The organism is Paraburkholderia sp. NPDC080076 (assembly GCF_050281145.1).
Classification (GTDB): domain Bacteria; phylum Pseudomonadota; class Gammaproteobacteria; order Burkholderiales; family Burkholderiaceae; genus Paraburkholderia.
The window spans coordinates 986,174-1,005,200 of record NZ_JBNNWQ010000001.1; the positions used below are offsets into that span (position 1 = coordinate 986,174).

17 protein-coding genes are annotated in these 19,027 nt (G+C 61.1%); 3 read left to right on the forward strand and 14 right to left on the reverse strand.

The window, feature by feature from the left end; all coding sequences use genetic code 11:
• Positions 1-7 precede the first annotated feature (7 nt).
• Positions 8-2,389 carry a DNA polymerase II gene (locus tag ACQKRQ_RS04440; protein WP_427475308.1) on the reverse strand — a complete coding sequence of 794 codons (2,382 nt, stop codon included), beginning with the start codon at positions 2,387-2,389 and terminating at the stop codon, positions 8-10.
• Between the two features lie 229 nt (positions 2,390-2,618).
• Between ACQKRQ_RS04440 and ACQKRQ_RS04445 the strand changes: the two genes are divergently transcribed.
• On the forward strand, positions 2,619-3,044 hold the full coding sequence (locus ACQKRQ_RS04445) for a PRC-barrel domain-containing protein (protein ID WP_012426540.1): 426 nt from the start codon (positions 2,619-2,621) through the stop codon (positions 3,042-3,044).
• Between the two features lie 196 nt (positions 3,045-3,240).
• Here ACQKRQ_RS04445 and ACQKRQ_RS04450 read toward each other — a convergent pair whose 3' ends face one another.
• Both ACQKRQ_RS04450 and ACQKRQ_RS04455 read right to left on the reverse strand, forming a co-directional pair.
• Positions 3,241-4,251 (reverse strand): DUF2891 domain-containing protein, encoded by a 1,011-nt coding sequence (locus ACQKRQ_RS04450; protein WP_132377578.1) that lies wholly within the window; start codon positions 4,249-4,251, stop codon positions 3,241-3,243.
• Between the two features lie 10 nt (positions 4,252-4,261).
• Positions 4,262-4,540: a 5-oxoproline transporter, DUF979 family subunit gene (locus ACQKRQ_RS04455; protein WP_427475311.1), complete on the reverse strand. Its 279-nt coding sequence runs from the start codon at positions 4,538-4,540 to the stop codon at positions 4,262-4,264.
• Positions 4,541-4,649: 109 nt separating this feature from the next.
• On the opposite strand from ACQKRQ_RS04455, the gene ACQKRQ_RS04460 reads away from it, so the two are divergent.
• Positions 4,650-5,024, forward strand: coding sequence for a hypothetical protein (locus tag ACQKRQ_RS04460; RefSeq protein ID WP_427475313.1), 375 nt, complete (start codon positions 4,650-4,652; stop codon positions 5,022-5,024).
• A 47-nt stretch (positions 5,025-5,071) separates the two neighbouring features.
• Here the strand turns inward: ACQKRQ_RS04460 and ACQKRQ_RS04465 are convergent, their stop codons facing one another.
• The 11 genes from ACQKRQ_RS04465 to ACQKRQ_RS04515 form a co-directional block, all read right to left on the reverse strand.
• Positions 5,072-6,403 carry an NAD(P)/FAD-dependent oxidoreductase gene (locus ACQKRQ_RS04465; RefSeq protein ID WP_427475315.1) on the reverse strand — a complete coding sequence of 444 codons (1,332 nt, stop codon included), beginning with the start codon at positions 6,401-6,403 and terminating at the stop codon, positions 5,072-5,074.
• The gene (locus ACQKRQ_RS04470; RefSeq protein WP_427475317.1) at positions 6,403-7,695 is read right to left on the reverse strand and encodes an NAD(P)/FAD-dependent oxidoreductase; all 1,293 of its coding nucleotides are present in this window, start codon (positions 7,693-7,695) and stop codon (positions 6,403-6,405) included. Before ACQKRQ_RS04470 ends, ACQKRQ_RS04465 begins: the two co-directional genes overlap by 1 nt.
• A 72-nt stretch (positions 7,696-7,767) precedes the next feature.
• Positions 7,768-9,345, reverse strand: coding sequence for a DUF3138 family protein (locus ACQKRQ_RS04475; protein WP_427475319.1), 1,578 nt, complete (start codon positions 9,343-9,345; stop codon positions 7,768-7,770).
• A gap of 38 nt (positions 9,346-9,383) precedes the next feature.
• Entirely contained in the window at positions 9,384-10,295 is a 912-nt protein-coding gene (locus ACQKRQ_RS04480; protein ID WP_408178201.1) for an ABC transporter permease subunit, read from the reverse strand.
• Positions 10,292-11,266 (reverse strand): ABC transporter permease subunit, encoded by a 975-nt coding sequence (locus tag ACQKRQ_RS04485; RefSeq protein WP_408285348.1) that lies wholly within the window; start codon positions 11,264-11,266, stop codon positions 10,292-10,294. The genes ACQKRQ_RS04480 and ACQKRQ_RS04485 overlap by 4 nt, the downstream gene beginning before the upstream one ends.
• The gene (locus tag ACQKRQ_RS04490; RefSeq protein ID WP_310818132.1) at positions 11,263-12,426 is read right to left on the reverse strand and encodes an ABC transporter ATP-binding protein; all 1,164 of its coding nucleotides are present in this window, start codon (positions 12,424-12,426) and stop codon (positions 11,263-11,265) included. Before ACQKRQ_RS04490 ends, ACQKRQ_RS04485 begins: the two co-directional genes overlap by 4 nt.
• Before the next feature lie 213 nt (positions 12,427-12,639).
• Positions 12,640-13,761 (reverse strand): polyamine ABC transporter substrate-binding protein, encoded by a 1,122-nt coding sequence (locus ACQKRQ_RS04495; RefSeq protein ID WP_427475322.1) that lies wholly within the window; start codon positions 13,759-13,761, stop codon positions 12,640-12,642.
• Positions 13,762-13,834: 73 nt separating this feature from the next.
• Positions 13,835-15,283 (reverse strand): aspartate aminotransferase family protein, encoded by a 1,449-nt coding sequence (locus tag ACQKRQ_RS04500; protein ID WP_427475324.1) that lies wholly within the window; start codon positions 15,281-15,283, stop codon positions 13,835-13,837.
• A 27-nt stretch (positions 15,284-15,310) separates the two neighbouring features.
• Positions 15,311-16,645 carry a glutamine synthetase family protein gene (locus tag ACQKRQ_RS04505; RefSeq protein WP_106277425.1) on the reverse strand — a complete coding sequence of 445 codons (1,335 nt, stop codon included), beginning with the start codon at positions 16,643-16,645 and terminating at the stop codon, positions 15,311-15,313.
• Between the two features lie 32 nt (positions 16,646-16,677).
• A complete protein-coding gene (locus ACQKRQ_RS04510; RefSeq protein ID WP_427475327.1) occupies positions 16,678-17,472 on the reverse strand; it encodes a gamma-glutamyl-gamma-aminobutyrate hydrolase family protein in 795 nt (264 codons plus the stop codon).
• A gap of 303 nt (positions 17,473-17,775) precedes the next feature.
• The gene (locus ACQKRQ_RS04515) at positions 17,776-17,997 is read right to left on the reverse strand and encodes a hypothetical protein (RefSeq protein WP_370577238.1); all 222 of its coding nucleotides are present in this window, start codon (positions 17,995-17,997) and stop codon (positions 17,776-17,778) included.
• A gap of 447 nt (positions 17,998-18,444) precedes the next feature.
• Between ACQKRQ_RS04515 and ACQKRQ_RS04520 the strand changes: the two genes are divergently transcribed.
• Complete coding sequence (locus ACQKRQ_RS04520) at positions 18,445-18,996, forward strand: cupin domain-containing protein (RefSeq protein WP_132377566.1); 552 nt, start codon at positions 18,445-18,447, stop codon at positions 18,994-18,996.
• The last annotated feature ends 31 nt before the right edge of the window (positions 18,997-19,027 follow it).

Genomic DNA, 19,027 nt, shown 5'->3' on the forward strand with positions numbered 1-19,027 from the left:
CACTGCCTCAGAACAACTGCTTCTGGCCTGACATCAAGGTCGTGAAGTCATCGCGCAGCAGCGGCAGAATAGCGTCGGCGACGGGCTGCAATTGCCGCGTCAGATAGTGCTCGTAATCGATTGCCGAGCGCAGCGTTTCCAGCGGCTCGGGTCCGGCAACCGTCATTACATAGCTGATCCAGCCGCCGTTCTGGTATTGCAACGGACGCCCTTGCCGCCGATTGAACTCGTCCGCCACACGCGCCGCGCGCACATGCGGCGGCACGTTGCGCTCGTATTCTTCGAGCGGCCGGCGCAGGCGCTTGCGATACACGAGCTGATCGTCGAGCTTGCCTTCGAGCGTGTCGCGCACATAGTCGCGCACGTAGTCCTGATACGGTTGCTGCGTGAAGATGCGCCGGTACAGTTCCTGCTGAAACTGCTGCGCAAGCGGCGTCCAGTCGGTGCGTACCGTTTCGAGTCCTTTGTAGACGATGTCCTCGCTGCCGTCCGGCAAAACGGTGAGGCCCGCATAGCGTTTCTTGCTGCCTTCCTCGGCGCCGCGAATCGTCGGCATGAAGAAGCGCCGATAGTGGCGCTCGAATTGCAGTTCGAGCGCACTGTCGAGCCCGAACCGCTCCTGCAGATTTTGCCGCCACCACGCGTTGATATGCTCGACCAGCGCGCGGCCGATACGGCTCGCATCCTCCTCGCTGTGCGCATGCTTCAGCCACACGAAGGTCGAATCCGTGTCGCCGTAAATGACCTCGTAGCCTTCGCCCTGAATCAGTTCGCGCGTGGCATGCATGATTTCGTGGCCGCGCATGGTAATCGACGACGCGAGGCGTGGATCGAAAAAGCGGCAACCGGTCGATCCCAATACGCCGTAAAAGGCGTTCATGATGATCTTCAATGCCTGCGAAAGCGGCTTGTTGTTCTCGCGTTTGGCCGTTTCGCGGCCTTGCCAGACTTGCCCGACGATCGACGGCAAACAATGGCGCGTGCGTGAGAAGCGCGCACCGAGAAAGCCGGGCACCGACTGATCGTCGGCGGGATTCAACATGCCTTCGACGAGGCCGACCGGATCGATCAGAAAGGTGCGAATGATGGACGGATACAGGCTCTTGTAGTCCAGCACGAGCACCGAATCGTAGAGACCGGGGCGCGAGTCCATGACGAAGCCACCGGGACTCGCGGCACCGGCCACATCGCCGAGGTTGGGCGCGACATAGCCTTGCCGATGCATGCGCGGCATGTACAGATGCGTGAACGCCGCCACCGATCCGCCGCTGCGATCCGCCGGCAAGCCGGTGACGCTCGCACGTTCCAGCAGGAACGGCAGCAACTCCGTTTTGGCGAAGATGCGCGTGACCAGCTCGCAGTCCTTGAGGTTGTAGCGCGCGAGCGCGGGCTTGTCCTCGTCGAAGCGGCGCTGGATTTCGTCCATGCGCTGATACGGATTGTCGATCGCCTTGCCTTCGCCCAGCACCGTGCGCGAGACATGTTCGAGACTGAACGAAGGAAAACTCCACGTTGCGGAGCGCAGCGCTTCGATGCCGTCGATGATCAGCCGTCCGGCGGCGCCGGCGAAGAAGTGGTTCTGCTTGAGTCCGTGCTCGCGCCATTCCATCACCGCACCGCCACGGCCGAGCCGCAGCGGCACGCGATATTGTTCGGCATGCTGCTGCAGCACACGCAGATCGAACTGCACAAGATTCCAGCCGATGATCGCATCGGGGTCATGCCGCTCCAGCCACACGTTCAGTTTTTCCAGCAACTGTGCGCGGGTTTCACAGTATTCGAGGTCGAAGTCGAGCGAGCTTGCGTCGCCGTTGGGCGGTCCGAGCATATACACCTGGCGCTGTCCGCAACCTTCCAGCGCGATGGAATACAACTCGGCGTGAGCGCTGGTTTCGATATCGAGCGACACCAGCTTCAAGGGCGGACGATAGCCAGTGACGGGCTTGAGTTCGCTGTTCAGGAGCGGGCCGTGGTGGCCGGTGCTCTGTGTGTCGCTGTCGCCGCTGAACCACACCGGCGCCGTAATGAAGCGCTCCATCATGTAGCGCTCGGGCGGAAAGACATCGGCTTCGTAGACGTCGACGCCGCCTTGTTTCAGGCGTTTCTCGAAGCCCGTCAATTGCCGGTACTGCGGGCAGTAAAGTCCCATGACCGGTCGATGCTGAAAGTCGCACAGATCGAGCGTTCGTAGATCGAGCGGCGCTTCGCGGCGCAGGATCGTCTCGGCGCGCTCGCGATGTTCGGCGGGAATGAACGCCACCGAAGGCTGTGGGCGCAGGCGGACGTGCCGGGGCCCGCTGTCCGTTGCCAGCCAGAAATCGACCTCCGTGCCGGCGGGCGTGTCCCGCCAATGTCGGGTCAAAATGAAACCCTGTTCAAGCTCAGTCAACTGCCACCTCTAAAACCGGCGTGATCGCCTTGCGCGATTTTACCGCCATGCGCCGCGGGCCGTGACGCCATCCCCGAGCGTTGCCGTGCAGGCTCGATGCGGTGCCCGCGTGCGGCCTTCCTGCACGCTGGATGCAGCCGTGCCGCGCAGTCTGTATGATCGTGGTGCAGCGATTCCTTTCGGCGCACGCCATGCGCCGGCCAAGTCTACTAAGAGTGGAGTGAACGATATGACATTGGGCAAACTTGTTGTTGTCGTCGCAGTAGCTGCAACCAGCCTCGGTGCACAGGCGCAAGTCGCCGGCACGCAACCGCTGAGCGTCACGGTCGAGCAGTCGAATGCACTGCTGAGCGGCTGGAGTGTGAAGAAGAGCATTCTCGGCAAATCGGTATACAACGACCAGAACGCGAAAATCGGCACGGTCCGCGATCTGGTGATCGCGCCGGACGGCTCGCTGTCCGCAGCCATCGTCTCAGCTGGCGGTTTCCTGGGCGTAGCGTCGCACGACGTGGCGGTGCCCATCGCCGCGCTGGACATCCGCGAGGGGAATTTCTATCTGGCTGGCGCTACCAAGGACGCACTGAAGGCGACGCCCGAGTTCCAGTACAACAAGGTCCAGGCGCCGCCGAAGCCTAAAAAGCTGACGGGGCAGTAAATCCTGGAAGCCGGCGCGGTCGCCGGCTGAGCCGCAGGAAGCGGCTCTGGATCGACGCAATCATGGAACAGCGGCGCTCGCCGCGCAAATCGGTTGGTGGGAGAAACCGTTTCGCGTGCGCGGCGCCGCTTTCGCATTTTCAGCGGACCATGCCGCTGAGTTGAGTTTGATTCTAAGCCCTGAATCAGGCCTTTATTCAGGCTTCCAATGCAAGCGTGGCGAATGTGCCCAGCCAGTGCTCACCCATATAGTCACCGGCCACGTGCGGCAGTGCGGTTTGCAGATGCCGCTCGGCTGCATCGAACAATACCGTCCGGCGAATATCGCCTGCCGGCAGTGCGCGCGCCAGCGAACGCTGGCACCATGCGCGGCTGAGATTGAGGCCGTCGAGGTGAGCGATCTTGCCGTCGGTGCGATCCGTCACGGTAACGGGCTCGAACAGCGTGGCGGGTTTTTTCACGCCGAGATCCGGCAGAAAGCGGCCGAACCAGTCGACGAATTGCGCGGGCGGCAAGATGCGGCGCATCAACTCGGCTTCCATGAGTGAAGGCGAGAGGAATTCGTCACCGGCAGGTTCCCATGCCTGACACGCGACGTCGTTCACGAACCAGCGTTCCGCGGTATTCACGACCAGCGCTTCCAGCGAATCACGCGACGTTTGCCGTGCAAAATCCAGCGTCAGCGCCAACGCGAAGGCCATGTTGAAGTGCGTGCCCACGCGCAGCGGGTAGGTTGCTTTCGGCAGGAATTCCTCGAAACGTTCGACAAACGCCTTGGTGAGCGGCGCAAAGGTCTTCGACCAGCGCGCGGCTTCCGAGAGTTTCAGCGAATTGAGTTGCGCGCTGAGCGCGAGCAGCCAGGCCCAGCCATACGGACGCTCGAAACCGCGGTTGTGCGGCAGATCGAGATACGCAAGTTCTCCAGCTACGTTCGCCGCGGTGAAATGCTCGTCGACCACCGCGACGATGCGCGCCGCTTCAGGCAAATCGGGAAAGCGCTCGAGTAGATGCAGAATCAACCAGTAGCCGTGCACGCACGAATGCCAGTCGTAGCTGCCGTAAAAAATCGGATGCAGCGCGCGCGGACCCTGCACGTCCTGCGGTCCGGCGAGCGAATGCGTCAGCTTGTTCGGGTATTCGCGCGTGAGATGGGCGAGCGCGAGGTTGGCGAATTTTGATGCGAATTGGCGAGTGAGTTGAATGGTCATCGGCGCCTCCTCAAAAGCGGAATACACATAGATGTAACAGTATGCTGTTGAGGATCAACAATAGTAAAGCGGTTGGCTTTTGTGACTTGATTATGCCGTTCGGATCTTTCAGCTTCTGCAGCGCAAACGGCACGATAGCGGAGCGCGTGATTCCGGCGAGATCGGAGGGTAAATACTTGAAAACAGCGGTTTTCTGGTAATCTGACGGCCGGCTTTCTACCCAATAATACCCGCCAAATATTCTGAGCGGGCCTTGATGCGCGATCGAGGTTATAAACGAGGTTTCCATGCGAGTCAGCTCTACTTCAGCGACCACCGATACCCCCGTTCCTTACCCGTGGGACCCGAAAAAGGACAGCGCTGATAGCACGCCCGACGTCGAAAGCCTGAAGAAGCAGATGGAAGCGCTCAGCAAACAACTGCAAGAGGCGTGGAAAACGGCGGGGCAGTCGCCGGAAAATCATGCGCGCGTCATGATGCTCACCAGCCAGATTACTGCCTTGCAGCGGGACATCACGCAGATCACGAATACGGGCGCTTCCTCGGCGTCGGCGGCTACGGCCCATGCGGAGATGCTTCGAACGGTTGCCGCAGTTGAAGCCACCTCCAAACAGTCGGGTGCTGTGGAATCCGGTGCTGCGGCCGGAGACGCGACTCAAGCGGCGAATAGTCAGGCGGTGCTCGATGCGTCCGCGTCCGACTCGTCGGCGCAAAACGGTTCTGCACCGTTCCGCTTCGACCATACGGGGACTAACATCGACACGGTTGCGTAGCAGCCGTCTACTTGGGGCGGCGGACCGCCTCCACCATGCGACGACGCCTAAAACAGCTCCAGAATCCGGTGATACATCATCCCGAGTTCTAGCGCCGGCCCCCGCAACGCCGGGCCGCCCGGAAATCGCGCGTGCCGCAACTGCGCGAACAGGTCGAAGGCCGCCGTCTCACCCGCCATCGCTTTGGCAACCACGCGCCCGGCAATACCGGTCAACGCGACGCCATGCCCCGAGAACCCCTGCACATAGAAGTAATTTGGATCGATCGACCCGAAATCGGGCGCGCGATTACGCGTCACGTCGACAAAGCCACCCCATGCATAGTCGATTCTCACATCGCCGAGTTGCGGGAACACGCCGATCATGCGCTGGCGAATCTCTTCGCCAAGCTGCACGGGTGAAGCGCCGGTAGAACTCGCCCGCCCGCCGAACAGCACGCGATGGTCGGCCGACAAACGGAAATAGTCGAGAAAGAAGTTGTTGTCGCAAATCGCCTCGCGCCCTTTGATGAGCGCATCCGCGCGCTCTTTGCCGAGCGGTTCCGTTGCAACGATATACGACGCGATCGGCGCGATGCGCGCGGCCACCGGCGCGGGCAGCACGTCGCCGATCGTGGCGTTGCCGCACGCCGCGACAAAACGGCAGCGCACTTCACCGCGAGCGGTCCGTACGACAGGCCGAGTACCGCGCACGACCTCGATCACCGGCGAATGCGCGAACAGTTGCGCGCCTTGGCGGCGCGCCGCCTCCGCGAGACCGAGGCAGTATTTGAGCGGATGCAGATGGCCGGAAAACGGATCGTAGACCCCGGCCAGGTAGCGCTTCGAAGCGACGCGTGAACGGACCTCGTCGGTATCGAGCCACGAGAGTTTCGTATAACCCCAGCGTTGCGAAGCCGCTTCCATCCACGAACGCAAATCGGGCACGCGTTTCGGTTTGGTGGCGACCGTCAGATAGCCGGACGTGAAATCGCAGTCGATGCCGTAGCGTTCGATGCGCTCGCGCACCAGCGCCACGCCTTCCACCGACATCGCCCACGCGGCGCGCGCGCCGTCGAGACCGAGCTGGCGCTCCATGATCTCGTCTTTCGCGAAACCCACCAGCGTCTGCCCGCCGTTGCGGCCTGACGCGCCCCAGCCGGGACGATGCGCATCGAGCACGACCACCGACAAACCGCGCGCCCGGCACTCCAGCGCCACCGACAAACCGGAGAAGCCCGCGCCGATCACGCACACGTCGGCTTCCAGCGAGCCGTCGAGCGTGGGGTCGTCGGCGAGCGGACGGGCGGCGCTCGCTTCGTAGTAGGAGTTGGCGATCAGCGCATCGGCACGGCGGTCGAGCGTGTTAAGTGTGTTGAGGCCGGGAGTCGCAGTGTTCATCAAAGCAGGTCCTTCATTCGATACCAGGCCATCGCGAGTACGAGGGCAGGGGTGCGCAGTGTAGCGCCGCCGGGGAAGTCGCGGTGACGAATCTTGCCGAACAGATCGAAGCGCGACGCCTGGCCGTCGATCGCCTCGGCGATCAGTTTACCCGCGAGACCGGTGGTGTTCACGCCGTGCCCCGAGAAGCCTTGCGCGAAATACACGGTCGGCGAGAGCCGGCCGAAATGCGGCGCGCGGTTCATGGTGATATCGACGAAACCGCCCCACGCATAGTCGATTTTCACATCGTCGAGTTGCGGGAAAGTTTTCAGCATGTCGCGGCGCATCGCTTCGCCGAGATTGCGCGGCGCGAGTTTCGAATAACTCACCTTGCCGCCCCACAGCAAGCGGTTATCGGGCGCGGGGCGGAAGTAGTCGAGCACGAAGCGGCTATCGCACACGGCGGCTTTGGCGGGCATCAGCGCTTCGGCGCGATCGGGATCGAGCGTTTCGGTGGCGATCACGTAGGTGCCGACCGGCATGATCTTGTTCGCCACGTCCGGTGCAAGCTGTCCGAGGTACGTGTTGCAGGCGAGCACGACGAAGCGCGCCCGCACCTGGCCGCGCGCGGTTTCGGCGACATGTCGGCCGTTTTCTTCACGCAAGGACGTGACGCAACTGTCTTCGAAAATCCGCACGCCGGCTTCGCGTGCCGCGCGCGCCAGACCTAGCGTGTAATTCAACGGATGCAGGTGGCCACTGTCCGCGTCGAACAGGCCGCCCAGGTAGCGCTGTGATTGCACATAGTTGCCCACGCCGTCAGCGTCGACGTAACGGAAGCGGTCGTAGCCGAAGCGCTGTTGCGCTTCGTCACGCCATTTTTGCAGCGCGTCGGTATCGCGCGGTTTATTCGCCGCGGTCAGATAGCCGATGGTCAGATCGCAGTCGATCTGATGCCTGGCGACGCGTTCCTTGACGATGTCGAGGGTTTCGATCCCCATGTCCCAAACACGCTTCACGTCGTCCGCGGGCATGTACTTCGCGAACGTATCGATGTCGCACGCAAAGCCGCCGATCAACTGGCCGCCGTTGCGGCCGCTCGCCGCCCATCCGACTTTCGATGCTTCGAGCACCGCGACCGAATGGCCGCGTTCGGCAAGATTGAGCGCCGCGGAAATGCCGGTCAGTCCCGCGCCGATCACGCAAACGTCGACGGTAATCGTTTCGTCGAGCGCGGGATGGCGGGTGGTGTCGTTGGCGGTGGCGGCGTAGTACGAGGCGACGTGAGGCTGGTTCGAGAATCGGAGCATAGGCAGAGCATGCGGAAAGAGCCTATGCGCGTGGCCTTTTTCGACAGCAAGGCCACGCGCCGGCAAGTCGGATTAGAACGAGTAGATGAACTGGGTCGCGAGCAGGTCGTTGGACTTGCCATACGAACCGTCGTTCTTCAGGAACACCTGCTTGTTGGCCCAGTCGTGGCGGTATTCCACCTTGACCGTGATCTGCTGGGTCGGATAGAACAGCAGGTCGAGCGAAACGTCTTGGCGGGTCGCGCCCTTGCATTCGAAGCCGAGGCCGCCGTTCGCCTGCGAATTGGCGAGACAGTCCGCGCCGATACCGAAGCCGTTCGCCGTGTCCATGCCGTTGCCGTTCAACGCGATGCCACCGCCGCCGCCGCCGTTCTTGCTGTCGACCAGCAGGTCATAACGCACGGTCGCGCCCATACGGCCCACCACCGGCAGATTGAACTTGCGGTGCGCGAGCAGCGACAGGCCATACCACTGTGCCTGGCCGCCGTTGTACGCGGCGTTCTGCTGTTGACCGTAGTCGAGTTCGGCGTTGTACTGCACATCGGCGAGCGTGTAGGTCAGGTCGGCTTCGGTGAAGAAGAACGTGCCGCCCGAGCTCGGCGACTGGCCGCCTACGCCGTAGCTGACCGCGCCGTTCGCGTCGATCGAGCTAGGCAAGGTCTGACGGCCGATGTTGAACGAACCGCCGATATCCAGTGCGCTCGACCACGTGTAGTCGGTACGTGCGGTGAAGGTCGGGATCTTGTTGCTGGTCGTGATCGGATCGCCCAGTGCGTTGGTGCCCGTCTGCGTGACTGCGCCGAACGTGCGGTACTGTTCGTTGCCGAGGAAGAACTTCCACGCCCAGTTGCCGGCGGTGTAGTTCGCGCCGATCCCGACATAGCTGCCCGGATCCGAGAAGTCGTACAGCAGGTTGTGCGTAAGCGTGAGCATCTGATTCGACTGCTGCACTTCATAGCCGCCGAAGCTCGGGATCAAACCGGCCACGAGTGTCGTGGTCGCCGTCAACGGCACATTGACCACGGCCGTATTCAGAATGTTGTTGCCGATATCGCCGTGCGAGTTCTGCAGCAGCGTAATGCCGTTGCCGCGGTTCGGCATCAAGGTGATCTCGGCCGACGGCGCCATCGGGCCGACACCGAAGGTCTTCTTGATGTCGAGGTACAGATCGCCGAACGTGCTGTTGAAGTAGTTGTAGCTGCTTTCGTGGTTCGCGAACAGGAACGACGAGCTGCTCTGCGCACGGTTATAGAGGTAGGTCGGATCGATATAGCCCGTCACCGACAAACCGGCGATCGGTCCGGTCTGCGCCGCGTCTTCGAGCGAATCGACCTTCAACTGCTGATTGGCGATCTGTTGCTTCATCGCCGTCACGTCGTCGTTGGTCAGCGTCGCCTGAGCCTTGCCGTAATCAGGCGACGAGACATCCACCGGCGCGGCCACCACCGCCGGGGCGGGGGCCGCAGTCGCCGCCGTCGCCGCGGCGGCTGCCTTCGGCTTGGTGGCGACTTCGGCGCGCAACTGTTTTACCTCCTTTTGCAGTGCATTCAGTTGCGCCTGGAGCGCCTTGATCTGGTCGCTGGTGGCGTCCGCCATGGCTATGCCAGGCAGACTCCCCGCCACCAACAGACAGATAAGCTTTCTTCTCATTCAAATTCTCCTTATTGGTCGTATTGCGAAAGGACTTCTTATGCGCGTGCCGTATCGAGCGACTTTCGTACGGCGGCTTGTTGTGGTGCCGCGGGCAAGGGGTCGGCGGCTTCGGCGAGTGCGAAAGCCATTTGCATGTCGCGGTTGCGCTTGCGTTCGCGCAACTGCATCCAGCGGTTCACGGCAATCACGCCGATCGTCACCGTGGTGATGAAGATCGTGGCGAGCGCATTCATTTCCGGATTCAGGCCGAGACGCACACGCGAGAACACCACGAGCGGCAGCGTGGTCGAGCCGGGACCGGAGAGGAACGCGGAGAGCACGAGGTCGTCGAAAGACAGCGTGAACGACAGCAGCCAACCCGACATCAGCGCCTGCGAGATCAGCGGCAGGGTGATCAGGAAGAACACCTTGAAGGGCGTGGCGCCGAGATCGAGCGCGGCTTCTTCGAGCGACTTGTTGAGCTCCTTCACCCGCGATTGCACGATGATCGCCACATACGACACGCACAGCATCACGTGGCCGATCCAGATCGTGAAGAGCCCGCGCCCCTTCGGCCAGCCGAGCATCTGTTCGAGCGCGACGAACAGCAGCAGCAGCGAGATGCCCTGAATCACTTCAGGAATCACGAGCGGCGCGTTGATCATGCCGGCGAACAGCGTGAAGCCGCGAAAGCGTCCGAAGCGCGCGAGCACGAAACCGGCCCACGTACCGATCACAACCGAGGCGCACGCGGTCAACAGACCGATCTTCAGCGAAAGCCATGCGGCGTTCAGCAGTTCGCCGTCCTGCAAGAGCGCGCCGTACCATTTGAGCGAGAAGCCGGACCACACCGTGACGAGCTTCGACTCGTTGAACGAATACACCACCAGGCTGATGATCGGAATGTAGAGAAACAGAAATCCGAACGTCAGCACGCTATTGGAAAGCGTCTTATTAGGCTTGATCATTTCGCGCCCTCCAGTTCCTTGACCTGGTAGTACTGGAACACGGCCATCGGCACGAGCAGCAGTAGCACCATCGCGACGGTGACGGCGGATGCCATCGGCCAGTCCATATCGTTGAAGAATTCATCCCACATCACGCGGCCGATCATCAGCGTGTCGGCACCGCCGAGCAGTTCCGGAATCACGTATTCGCCGACCGCCGGAATGAACACCAGCAGACTGCCGGCGATAATGCCGTTCTTGGAGAGCGGCAACGTGATGCGCGTGAACGCGGTCCACGGTTTGCAACCGAGGTCGTAAGCGGCTTCGAGCAGCGTCAGGTCCATCTTCACGAGGTGCGCATACAGCGGCATCACCATGAAGGGCAGGTACGAATAGACCATGCCGATATAGACGCCAATATCCGTGTGGTAGAGGCGCAACGGCGAATGAATCATGCCCATCGCCATCAGCGTGTGATTGAGCAGGCCGTCGTCCTTCAGGATGCCGATCCACGCGTAGACGCGAATCAGGAAGGACGTCCAGAACGGCAGCATCACACCCATCATCAACAGGTTGCGTTTGGTCGGCTCCGAGCGCGCGATGTAGTACGCAATCGGATAGCCGATCAGCAGACAGAAGAAGGTCGAGACCGCGGCCATCTTCAGCGAGCTGAGATACGTGGCGACGTACAGGTCGTCCTGCAGCAGGAACGCGTAGTGGCTGAGTTGCATGGCGAAATGCACCATGCCGTCCTTGATCGACACGAGATCCGTGTACGGCGGAATGCCGAGACGCAGATCGGCGAAACTGATCTTCAGCACCAGCACGAACGGCAACGCGAAGAACACGGTAAGCCAGAGGAACGGCACGCCGATCACGGTCGTGCGGCCCGACGGTACCAGCATCGACAGGCGTTTTTTCAGCGAGCCGAACAGGCGGCTGCCGGACGGCGCACCGAGCGCCGCGGGGGAGGAGGTAGTGGGATTGCTCATTGCGTCAGCACCACGCCGCTAGCCGGCGACCAGTAGACGAACACGTCGTCGTTATAGGAGGGCGCACCTTCGGCCATCAGGTGCGAGCTGGAGAGATTCGACACGACGGTCTTGCCGCTTGGCAGGCGCACGTGATACAGCGAATAGCTGCCCATGTACGCGACATCGGAAACCACGCCGCGCGCCCAGTTGTGCGGCGTCGACGGTTTGTCGAGCGATACCTTGATGCGCTCCGGACGCACCGAAATGCCCACCGGCATACCGAGCGGCCCGGTAATGCCGTGGCTCACGTAGATATGCGATTCGAGGTCTTCGCTTTCAACGAAAATGTGATCCGGTTCGTCCGCGACCACCGTGCCTTCGAACAGGTTGGTCGAGCCGATGAATTCGGCGGAGAAGCGGCTATTCGGAAACTCATAGACCTGGCTCGGCGAGCCGATCTGCACGATGCGGCCTTCGCTCATCACGGCTAGGCGCCCGGCCATCGTCATGGCTTCCTCCTGATCGTGCGTGACCATTACGCAGGTCACGTCGACCTTCTCGATGATGTTCACGAGTTCGAGCTGGGTCTTCTGGCGGATCTTTTTATCGAGTGCCGACATCGGCTCGTCGAGCAGCAGCAGCTTGGGGCGCTTGACGAGTGAACGCGCGAGCGCCACACGCTGCTGCTGGCCGCCTGACAGTTGATGCGGCTTACGCTGCGCGTATTTGCTCATCTGCACGAGATTGAGCGCATCGGCGACGCGTTCCTTGATCTCGTTCTTCGGCGTGCCTTCCTGCTTCAGGCCGAAGGCGATGTTCGCCTCCACGCTCATGTGCGGGAAGAGGGCGTACGACTGGAACATCATGTTGACCGGCCGCTTGTACGGCGGCATCGCAGCGAGATCTTCGCCGTCGACGAAAATGCGCCCGGACGTCACCGTCTCGAGCCCCGCGAGCATGCGCAGGAGCGTGGACTTGCCGCAGCCGGAACTGCCGAGCAGCGCGAACAACTCGTTCTTGGCGATGCTCAGGTTGACGTTGTCGACAGCGGTGCTGTCGCCGAATTTCTTCACGACATTTTCAATGCGAACGAATTCGTCCGATTTCGATTTTGTCGTCACTGCGGGGCGGGCCATCTGGGTGGCGCCGGCTGCGCTTTTTGAGGTCGTCGAGTTCATGATGTAACCGTTCCTTGCGGATCGCGGGCGCAAGTGTCTCCATACGAGGCGCGGGAAGCGTCTCGCAACGTGCGCTGCGATCGGAAAACATGGGACTGCGCGCGGATGGGACTTTAAAAAAGCGCGCAGGCTGACTACCGTTACTGCTATTCATGCGCTCAGGGATCGAGCGATCCCTGAGCGCGGGATCAATAATCGATTTGAATGACTGGATTAATGGCCGGTTTTAAGCTGCGCCCAAAGACGGTTTTCAAGGCGCAGAATGTCGGTCGGCATCGGCTTCATGAGCGTCATCTTGCTCAGCACTTCATCGCCCGGATAAACGGTCTTGTCCTGTGCGACAGCCGGCGTCACGAACTGACGTGCGGCCTTGTTCGCGGTCGGGTAGAACACTTCGTTGGTGATCGCGGCGTTGACCTTCGGGTCCGAGATGTAGTTGATCCACTTCAACGCGGCTTCAGGATGCGGCGCGTCTTTCGGGATCACCATCACGTCGAACCACAGCAGGCCGCCTTCTTTCACGTTCGAGAACTTGATCTGGTACGAGCGCTTGGCTTCTTCGGTACGGCGGCTGGCAATGCCGACGTCGCCCGACCAGCCCAGCGCGACGCACACGTCGTTATTGGCGAGGTCGTTGATGTAGCCGGACGAATTGAATTGGGTGATATACGGGCGGATCTTTTTCAGCACTTCGAACGCGGCCTGATAGTCGGCGGGGTTCGTGCTGTTCGGATCCTTGTGCATGTATTGCAGCGTGGCGGCGAACACGTCGACGGCCTGATCGAGGATCGAAACGCCGCAACTTTTCAGCTTGGAGAGATTGGCCGGATCGAAAACCAGCGCCCAGCTATCAACCGGTGCATTGGCGCCGAGCGCTTTCTGCACGGCCTGCACGTTGTAACCGATGCCGTCCGTACCGTATGCCCAAGGCACGCCGTACTGGTTGCCCGGGTCCGCGTCGGCAATCATCTTCATCAGCACGGGGTCGAGATTCGCGAGGTTCGGCAACTTCGATTTGTCGAGCTTCTGGTACACGCCGGCCTGAATCTGCTTGGCCATGTAGTTCGAGGTCGGCACCACGATGTCGTAACCCGAGCTGCCGGCGAGCAGTTTCGCCTGTAAGGTGTCGTCGCTATCGTAGTTGTCGTATTTGACCTTGATGCCGTCCTGCTTTTCGAAGTTCGGAATCGTATCCTTCGCGATGTAGTCCGACCAGTTATACACATTCAGTTCCGTGTCGGCCGCAAGGGCCGGCGTAACCGACAGCGCCGCAAAACCCGTGAAGGCGAGAAGCGCGGCCCCCGCGACCGCATGACGAAGATGACTAACGCTCATGGTTTTTTCCCTTGATGTGAAGAACCGGCATGGGCGTGATTTGTGGGTGTGCTCATGCCGGAACGGACTGCCGTTACGAAATGCCGAGTTGTTGTGCTGTCGCATCGATGGCTTTTTTGGCCTTCGAGACGATTTCGTCGATTTCCAGCTTGTTGATCACGAGCGGCGGTGACAGCAGCATGCGGTCGCCAGTGGCGCGCATGATGAGGTTGCCGTTGAAGCAGAAGTCGCGGCAGATCGTGCCGACGTCGCCGCCATTGGCGAAGCGCTTGCGCGCCTTTGGATCCTCTGCGAGTTGCAAACCGGCCACCAGCCCCGCACCGGAGATTTCGCCGATGATCGGGTGATTGGCGAAGGTCTCGCGCAGTTGCTTCTGGAAGTACGGGCCGGTGTCGTTCTTGACGCGTTCGACGATCTTCTCGTCGCGCAGCAGCTTGAGGTTGGCGAGCGCGACGGCGGCCGCGACCGGGTGACCCGAATACGTGAGACCGTGATTGAAGTCGCCGTTTTCGATAATCGCCTTGGCGACGCGGTCATGCAGGCCGACCGCGCCCATCGGCACATAGCCGCTCGTCAGGCCTTTCGCCAGCGTGATCAGATCCGGTTCGAAGCCGAAGTGCTGATGTGCGAACCATTCGCCGGTGCGGCCGAAACCGCCGATCACTTCGTCGGCGACCAGCAGAATGTCGTACTTGCGGCAGATGCGCTGGATTTCCGGCCAATACGTCGGAGCCGGGAAGATTACGCCGCCCGCTCCCTGGAAAGGCTCACCGATGAACGCGGCGACGTTGTCCGCGCCGATTTCGAGAATCTTCGCTTCCAGTTGCTGCGCACGGGCCAGCGCGAACTCTTCCGGCGTCAGGTTGCCTTCTGCTTCGCCGAAGAAATAGGGCTGGTCGATATGCACGATGTTCTCGACCTTCGAAGGCATCTGTTCATGCATGTAGCCCATGCCGCCGAGCGTGCCGCCCGCGATCGTCGAACCGTGATAGCCGTTCTTGCGCGAGATCACGAATTTCTTCGAGTGCTTGTTTTGAGTCGCCCAGTATTGATGGACGATGCGCAGCACCGTATCGTTGCCTTCCGAACCGCTGTTGCAGTAAAAGAAGTGATTGAACGGTTCGGGCGCCAACTCCGCGAGCAACGCCGACAGCTCGATTACAGGCGGGTGCGTCGTCTTGAAGAAGGTGTTGTAGTAGGGCAGTTCCTGCATCTGCTTGTACGCGGCGTCGGCCAGTTCCTTGCGGCCATAACCGACGTTCACGCACCACAGGCCGGCCATGCCGTCGATCACCTTGTTGCCTTCCGAGTCCCACAGATACACGCCTTGCGCCTTGACGATCACGCGGCTGCCGCTGCGATTGAGCGAGCCCATATCCGAGAACGGATGGATGTGGTGCGCGGCGTCCAGTGCGCGGTATTCTGCGGTGCTGCGTTGTTGTTGCGCGGCTTGTGCTGCCTGTGCGCTCGCGGCCGGCTGGGCCGGTTGCACGTAAGCGACTTCTTCAGTTCTGTAGCTCATACTGCCTCCAATTTTTTTGCGTTTGCCTTACACGTGCAGCAGCAAATGCCGGCGTTCCCACGAACTGATCACGCGGAAAAACGCTTCATATTCGGTTTCCTTCAGAGCGAGGTAGGCTTTGACGAACTTTTCGCCCAGCACTTCGGCGATCGGCTCGCACGCGCCCATCAGCGTCAAACCCTCTTCGAGATTGCGCGGCAACTGGTAGGGCAATTCGTAACCGTCGCTGAGCAGCGGCTCGGTGGCTTCGAGCTTCTGCGTCATGCCGAGATAGCCCGCGGCGAGTGTCGCGGCAATCGCCAGATATGGGTTGCAGTCCACGCCCGGAATACGGTTTTCGATGCGGCGCGCAGCCGGCCCCGAATGCGGAATCCGGAAACCTACCGTGCGGTTGTCATAACCCCATGCCACGTTGATCGGCGCAGCCATGAAGCGCGACAGACGACGATACGAGTTGATATACGGCGCGAAGATCGGCATCAACGCAGGCGTGTACTTCTGCAAGCCAGCGATATAGCCCGTGAACAGCGACGTCGGTTTGCCATCCGGGCCGGTGAAGAGGTTGTGGCCGGTTTCTTCGTCGACGAGGCTTTGATGCATGTGCATGGCCGAGCCCGGTTCACCTTCCATCGGCTTGGCCATGAAGGTCGCGTACATCTTGTGGCGCAGCGCGGCTTCCCGCACCGTGCGCTTGAAGAGGAACACGCTGTCGGCGAGCTTGAGCGGATCGCCGTGCATGAAGTTGATTTCCATCTGCGCGGCGCCGACTTCGTGAATCAGCGTGTCGACTTCCAGTTCCTGCACCTCGCAGTACTCGTAGATGTCTTCGAAGAGCGGGTCGAATTCGTTGACGGCTTCGATCGAGTACGCCTGACGGCCGGTTTCCGGGCGACCGGTACGGCCGATAGGCGGTTGCAGCGGCAGGTCCGGGTCCTTGTTCATATCGACCAGATAGAACTCGAGCTCGGGTGCGATGACCGGCTTCCAGCCTTTGGCTTTATAGAGTTCGAGCACGCGGCGCAGTACGCGGCGCGGCGAGATCGCGACGGGCGTGCCGTCGAAGTGAACGCAATCGTGAATCACCTGAGCGGTCGGATCGACGGCCCACGGAATCATGCGGATGGTGCTGGCGTCGGGCACGCACACCATGTCCGGATCAGTCACGCCGGTGAGCGTGCCGTCTTCCGGATAGTCTCCTGTGACGGTCTGGATCATCACCGCCTGCGGCAAGCGCATGGACTCGCCGGATTCGAATTTGCTGCGCGGAATGATCTTGCCGCGCGCGATCCCGGCCATATCCGGAATGATCGCTTCGATTTCGGTGACACGGTTCTTCTTCAGAAAATCGTCGATGTCATGCATGTTTATTCTCTCAGTTTTGGTGCGCGACCGGCTCAGGCATGCGTGGCAGCGGCGGATGCCGCGCCATAGCCGGCCTTGGTGCGCATTCGATCGCGGCAGGCGTCGCCGAACGCCCGAAAGATCGCGGTAGATAGTGCGTCGTTGGCATGCTTCCACTCCGGGTGCCACTGCACACCCAGCGCGAACGCGCGCGCATCTTTCACGCTCACCGCTTCGATCAAGCCGTCCGGCGCGGTGGCTTCGGCCGTGAGGCCCACGCCCAACCGCTCGACGCCCTGGCCGTGCAAGGAATTCACACGCGCTTCATTCGTGCCGCCCGCGAGGCGCTGCAACAAGCCGCCCTGCGTCAGCGTGATCGAATGCGACGGTGCGTATTGCACGTCGAGGTCGTCTTCCTTGTTCTCGCGATGGTCGTTCAGACCCTCCACCGCGTGAACGCTTTGATGCAACGTCCCACCGAAAACCACGTTCATTTCCTGGAAGCCCCGGCAGACGGCCAGCACCGGCACGCCGGCGGCGATCGCCGCGCGCATCAGCGGCAGCGTCGTCGCATCGCGTGCGGCGTCGTGCAGCGTGCCCGGCGCGCTGTGATGGCCGCCGTAGCGGTGCGGCTCGACGTTCGAATAGCTGCCTGTAAACAACAGGCCGTCGACCGTCGCCAGCACGTCTTCGGCGGGCTGACGCTCGCCGAGCGCAGGCAGCAACATGGCCAGCGCCTGTGAACCGTCCACGATCGCGGCGATGTATTTCTCGCCGACCACGTGCGACGGGTGGACTCCCATCATCGTTCTGTCGGCACTGATGCCGACCAGGGGTTTGTTTCGCATAACGAATAGACGTGTGTGTTCCCCGCGGGACGCGGCATGAACAACGTTAAACACAGCGCGGCACGATTCAGCAGCCGTGCGCCGTGCGCAAGGCCACCGGGTAGTGCAGGCGGTCGTCGTCAACTGAGACGCGCCGCGCGTGATAGTCAGATGGGCTGTTCGATTCGATCCGCTGCGGTGCGCAACTTTTCCGAAGAGCGTGAAACGCGCAGGCGGCAGACGGCACCGCACATGCAGGAACGCACGGCTCGAAAGAGCGCGCTCACGCAAACGGATGAATCGAACGGCGAAAAGGGGGAGGCGCTACGGCAGCAGCGAGGCGACTTCGTCCGTGCGCACGGCAATGAAGGCGCGCGCGGAGATAGAGTTGTGGCGTCGAACTGAACGGCGGGACAGGATCGTGAAGACGGACAGAAAGCGGCGGAACGCAAGGCTGCCGCTGCTGCCGTCGGCGATGGCGCCGTCAGCGCGAGGACAACTCGCCTGACTACGATTCCATCTCACCAAAGGGCCTCGGACTCTCACGATTACACTCGACTGGCGACGTTGAAAGTATTGAACGGCCTGCTCGAAATCCGCACGGGGGCGTTTAAAGAAACAGGACGCTGGGTTGATCGCCTTGAACCTAAGCGAATTGAATTCGCTGCGCCGCGAAGCACACTTGGGTGCCCCGTGACATCGGCATGACGATCGCCTGGGAACCAGCATATACGAGCCAATAAAGCCGTCAAACCCTTTTTGATAAAACATTTATCAGGGCTTTCCCGAGGGCGCGGCTAGAATCCCGCCCATTGGGAACGTTCGTTGCGTCATTCATATTTCGGAAACCTTTCAGGGTTTTCCCCAGCGGCGCAACAATCAAAGTGATTAGAATATTCAACACTCGCGGGCACCTCTCGTTGCCCAAGTCATGTGGTCCATTCATCTGGTCACTTAGCGCCCCGATCGTCTTCAATGTCAGAGAACCTAGCGATGTCCATAGAAGTAGCGACCCGTCTGCAATACATCCGCAAGAAGAACGGCTTGTCCCAGCGTGAACTGGCGAAACGGGCGGGAGTGACAAATGGCACGATCTCGCTGATCGAACAGAATCGCGTGAGCCCCTCGGTCGGCTCGTTGAAGAAACTGCTCGAATGCATACCCATGAGTCTCGCCGAATTCTTCACCTTCGAAGTGGAAGCGGAGCGTTCGGTGGTGTCGCGCCGTGCCGACATGCCGAACCTCGGCAATGAGTCGATCGAGTTCTATCTCGCGGGTTCGAGCGTGAAAGACCGCAATATGGGCATTCTGCGCGAGGTCTATCAGCCGTTGTCGGACACGGGGCCGGAAATGCTGGAGCACGAAGGGCACGAGGGCGGGGTAGTGGTGAGCGGTCAGATCGAACTGACAGTGGACGGCACCACGTGGCTGCTCGACCCCGGTGACAGCTACTATTTCGAAAGCCGTCTTCCGCACCGTTTTCGCAATCCCAGCGCGGAGCATCTCTGCGAGATCGTGTCGGCCAATTCGCCGCCCACCTTCTGAAGACTCCGCGCCAACGCGCCTCGACTCGACT

Bases quoted from the DNA above. Each gene is read 5' to 3' on its own strand.
- ACQKRQ_RS04455 (WP_427475311.1), bottom strand. From the start codon at position 4,540: ATGGAAACCTCGTTTATAACCTCGATCGCGCATCAAGGCCCGCTCAGA.
- ACQKRQ_RS04495 (WP_427475322.1), bottom strand. From the start codon at position 13,761: ATGAGCGTTAGTCATCTTCGTCATGCGGTCGCGGGGGCCGCGCTTCTC.
- ACQKRQ_RS04510 (WP_427475327.1), bottom strand. From the start codon at position 17,472: ATGCGAAACAAACCCCTGGTCGGCATCAGTGCCGACAGAACGATGATG.
- ACQKRQ_RS04460 (WP_427475313.1), top strand. From the start codon at position 4,650: ATGGAAGCGCTCAGCAAACAACTGCAAGAGGCGTGGAAAACGGCGGGG.
- ACQKRQ_RS04520 (WP_132377566.1), top strand. From the start codon at position 18,445: ATGTCCATAGAAGTAGCGACCCGTCTGCAATACATCCGCAAGAAGAAC.
- ACQKRQ_RS04475 (WP_427475319.1), bottom strand. From the start codon at position 9,345: ATGAGAAGAAAGCTTATCTGTCTGTTGGTGGCGGGGAGTCTGCCTGGC.
- ACQKRQ_RS04450 (WP_132377578.1), bottom strand. From the start codon at position 4,251: ATGACCATTCAACTCACTCGCCAATTCGCATCAAAATTCGCCAACCTC.
- ACQKRQ_RS04490 (WP_310818132.1), bottom strand. From the start codon at position 12,426: ATGAACTCGACGACCTCAAAAAGCGCAGCCGGCGCCACCCAGATGGCC.
- ACQKRQ_RS04465 (WP_427475315.1), bottom strand. From the start codon at position 6,403: ATGAACACTGCGACTCCCGGCCTCAACACACTTAACACGCTCGACCGC.
- ACQKRQ_RS04445 (WP_012426540.1), top strand. From the start codon at position 2,619: ATGACATTGGGCAAACTTGTTGTTGTCGTCGCAGTAGCTGCAACCAGC.
- ACQKRQ_RS04480 (WP_408178201.1), bottom strand. From the start codon at position 10,295: ATGATCAAGCCTAATAAGACGCTTTCCAATAGCGTGCTGACGTTCGGA.
- ACQKRQ_RS04470 (WP_427475317.1), bottom strand. From the start codon at position 7,695: ATGCTCCGATTCTCGAACCAGCCTCACGTCGCCTCGTACTACGCCGCC.
- ACQKRQ_RS04485 (WP_408285348.1), bottom strand. From the start codon at position 11,266: ATGAGCAATCCCACTACCTCCTCCCCCGCGGCGCTCGGTGCGCCGTCC.
- ACQKRQ_RS04505 (WP_106277425.1), bottom strand. From the start codon at position 16,645: ATGCATGACATCGACGATTTTCTGAAGAAGAACCGTGTCACCGAAATC.
- ACQKRQ_RS04500 (WP_427475324.1), bottom strand. From the start codon at position 15,283: ATGAGCTACAGAACTGAAGAAGTCGCTTACGTGCAACCGGCCCAGCCG.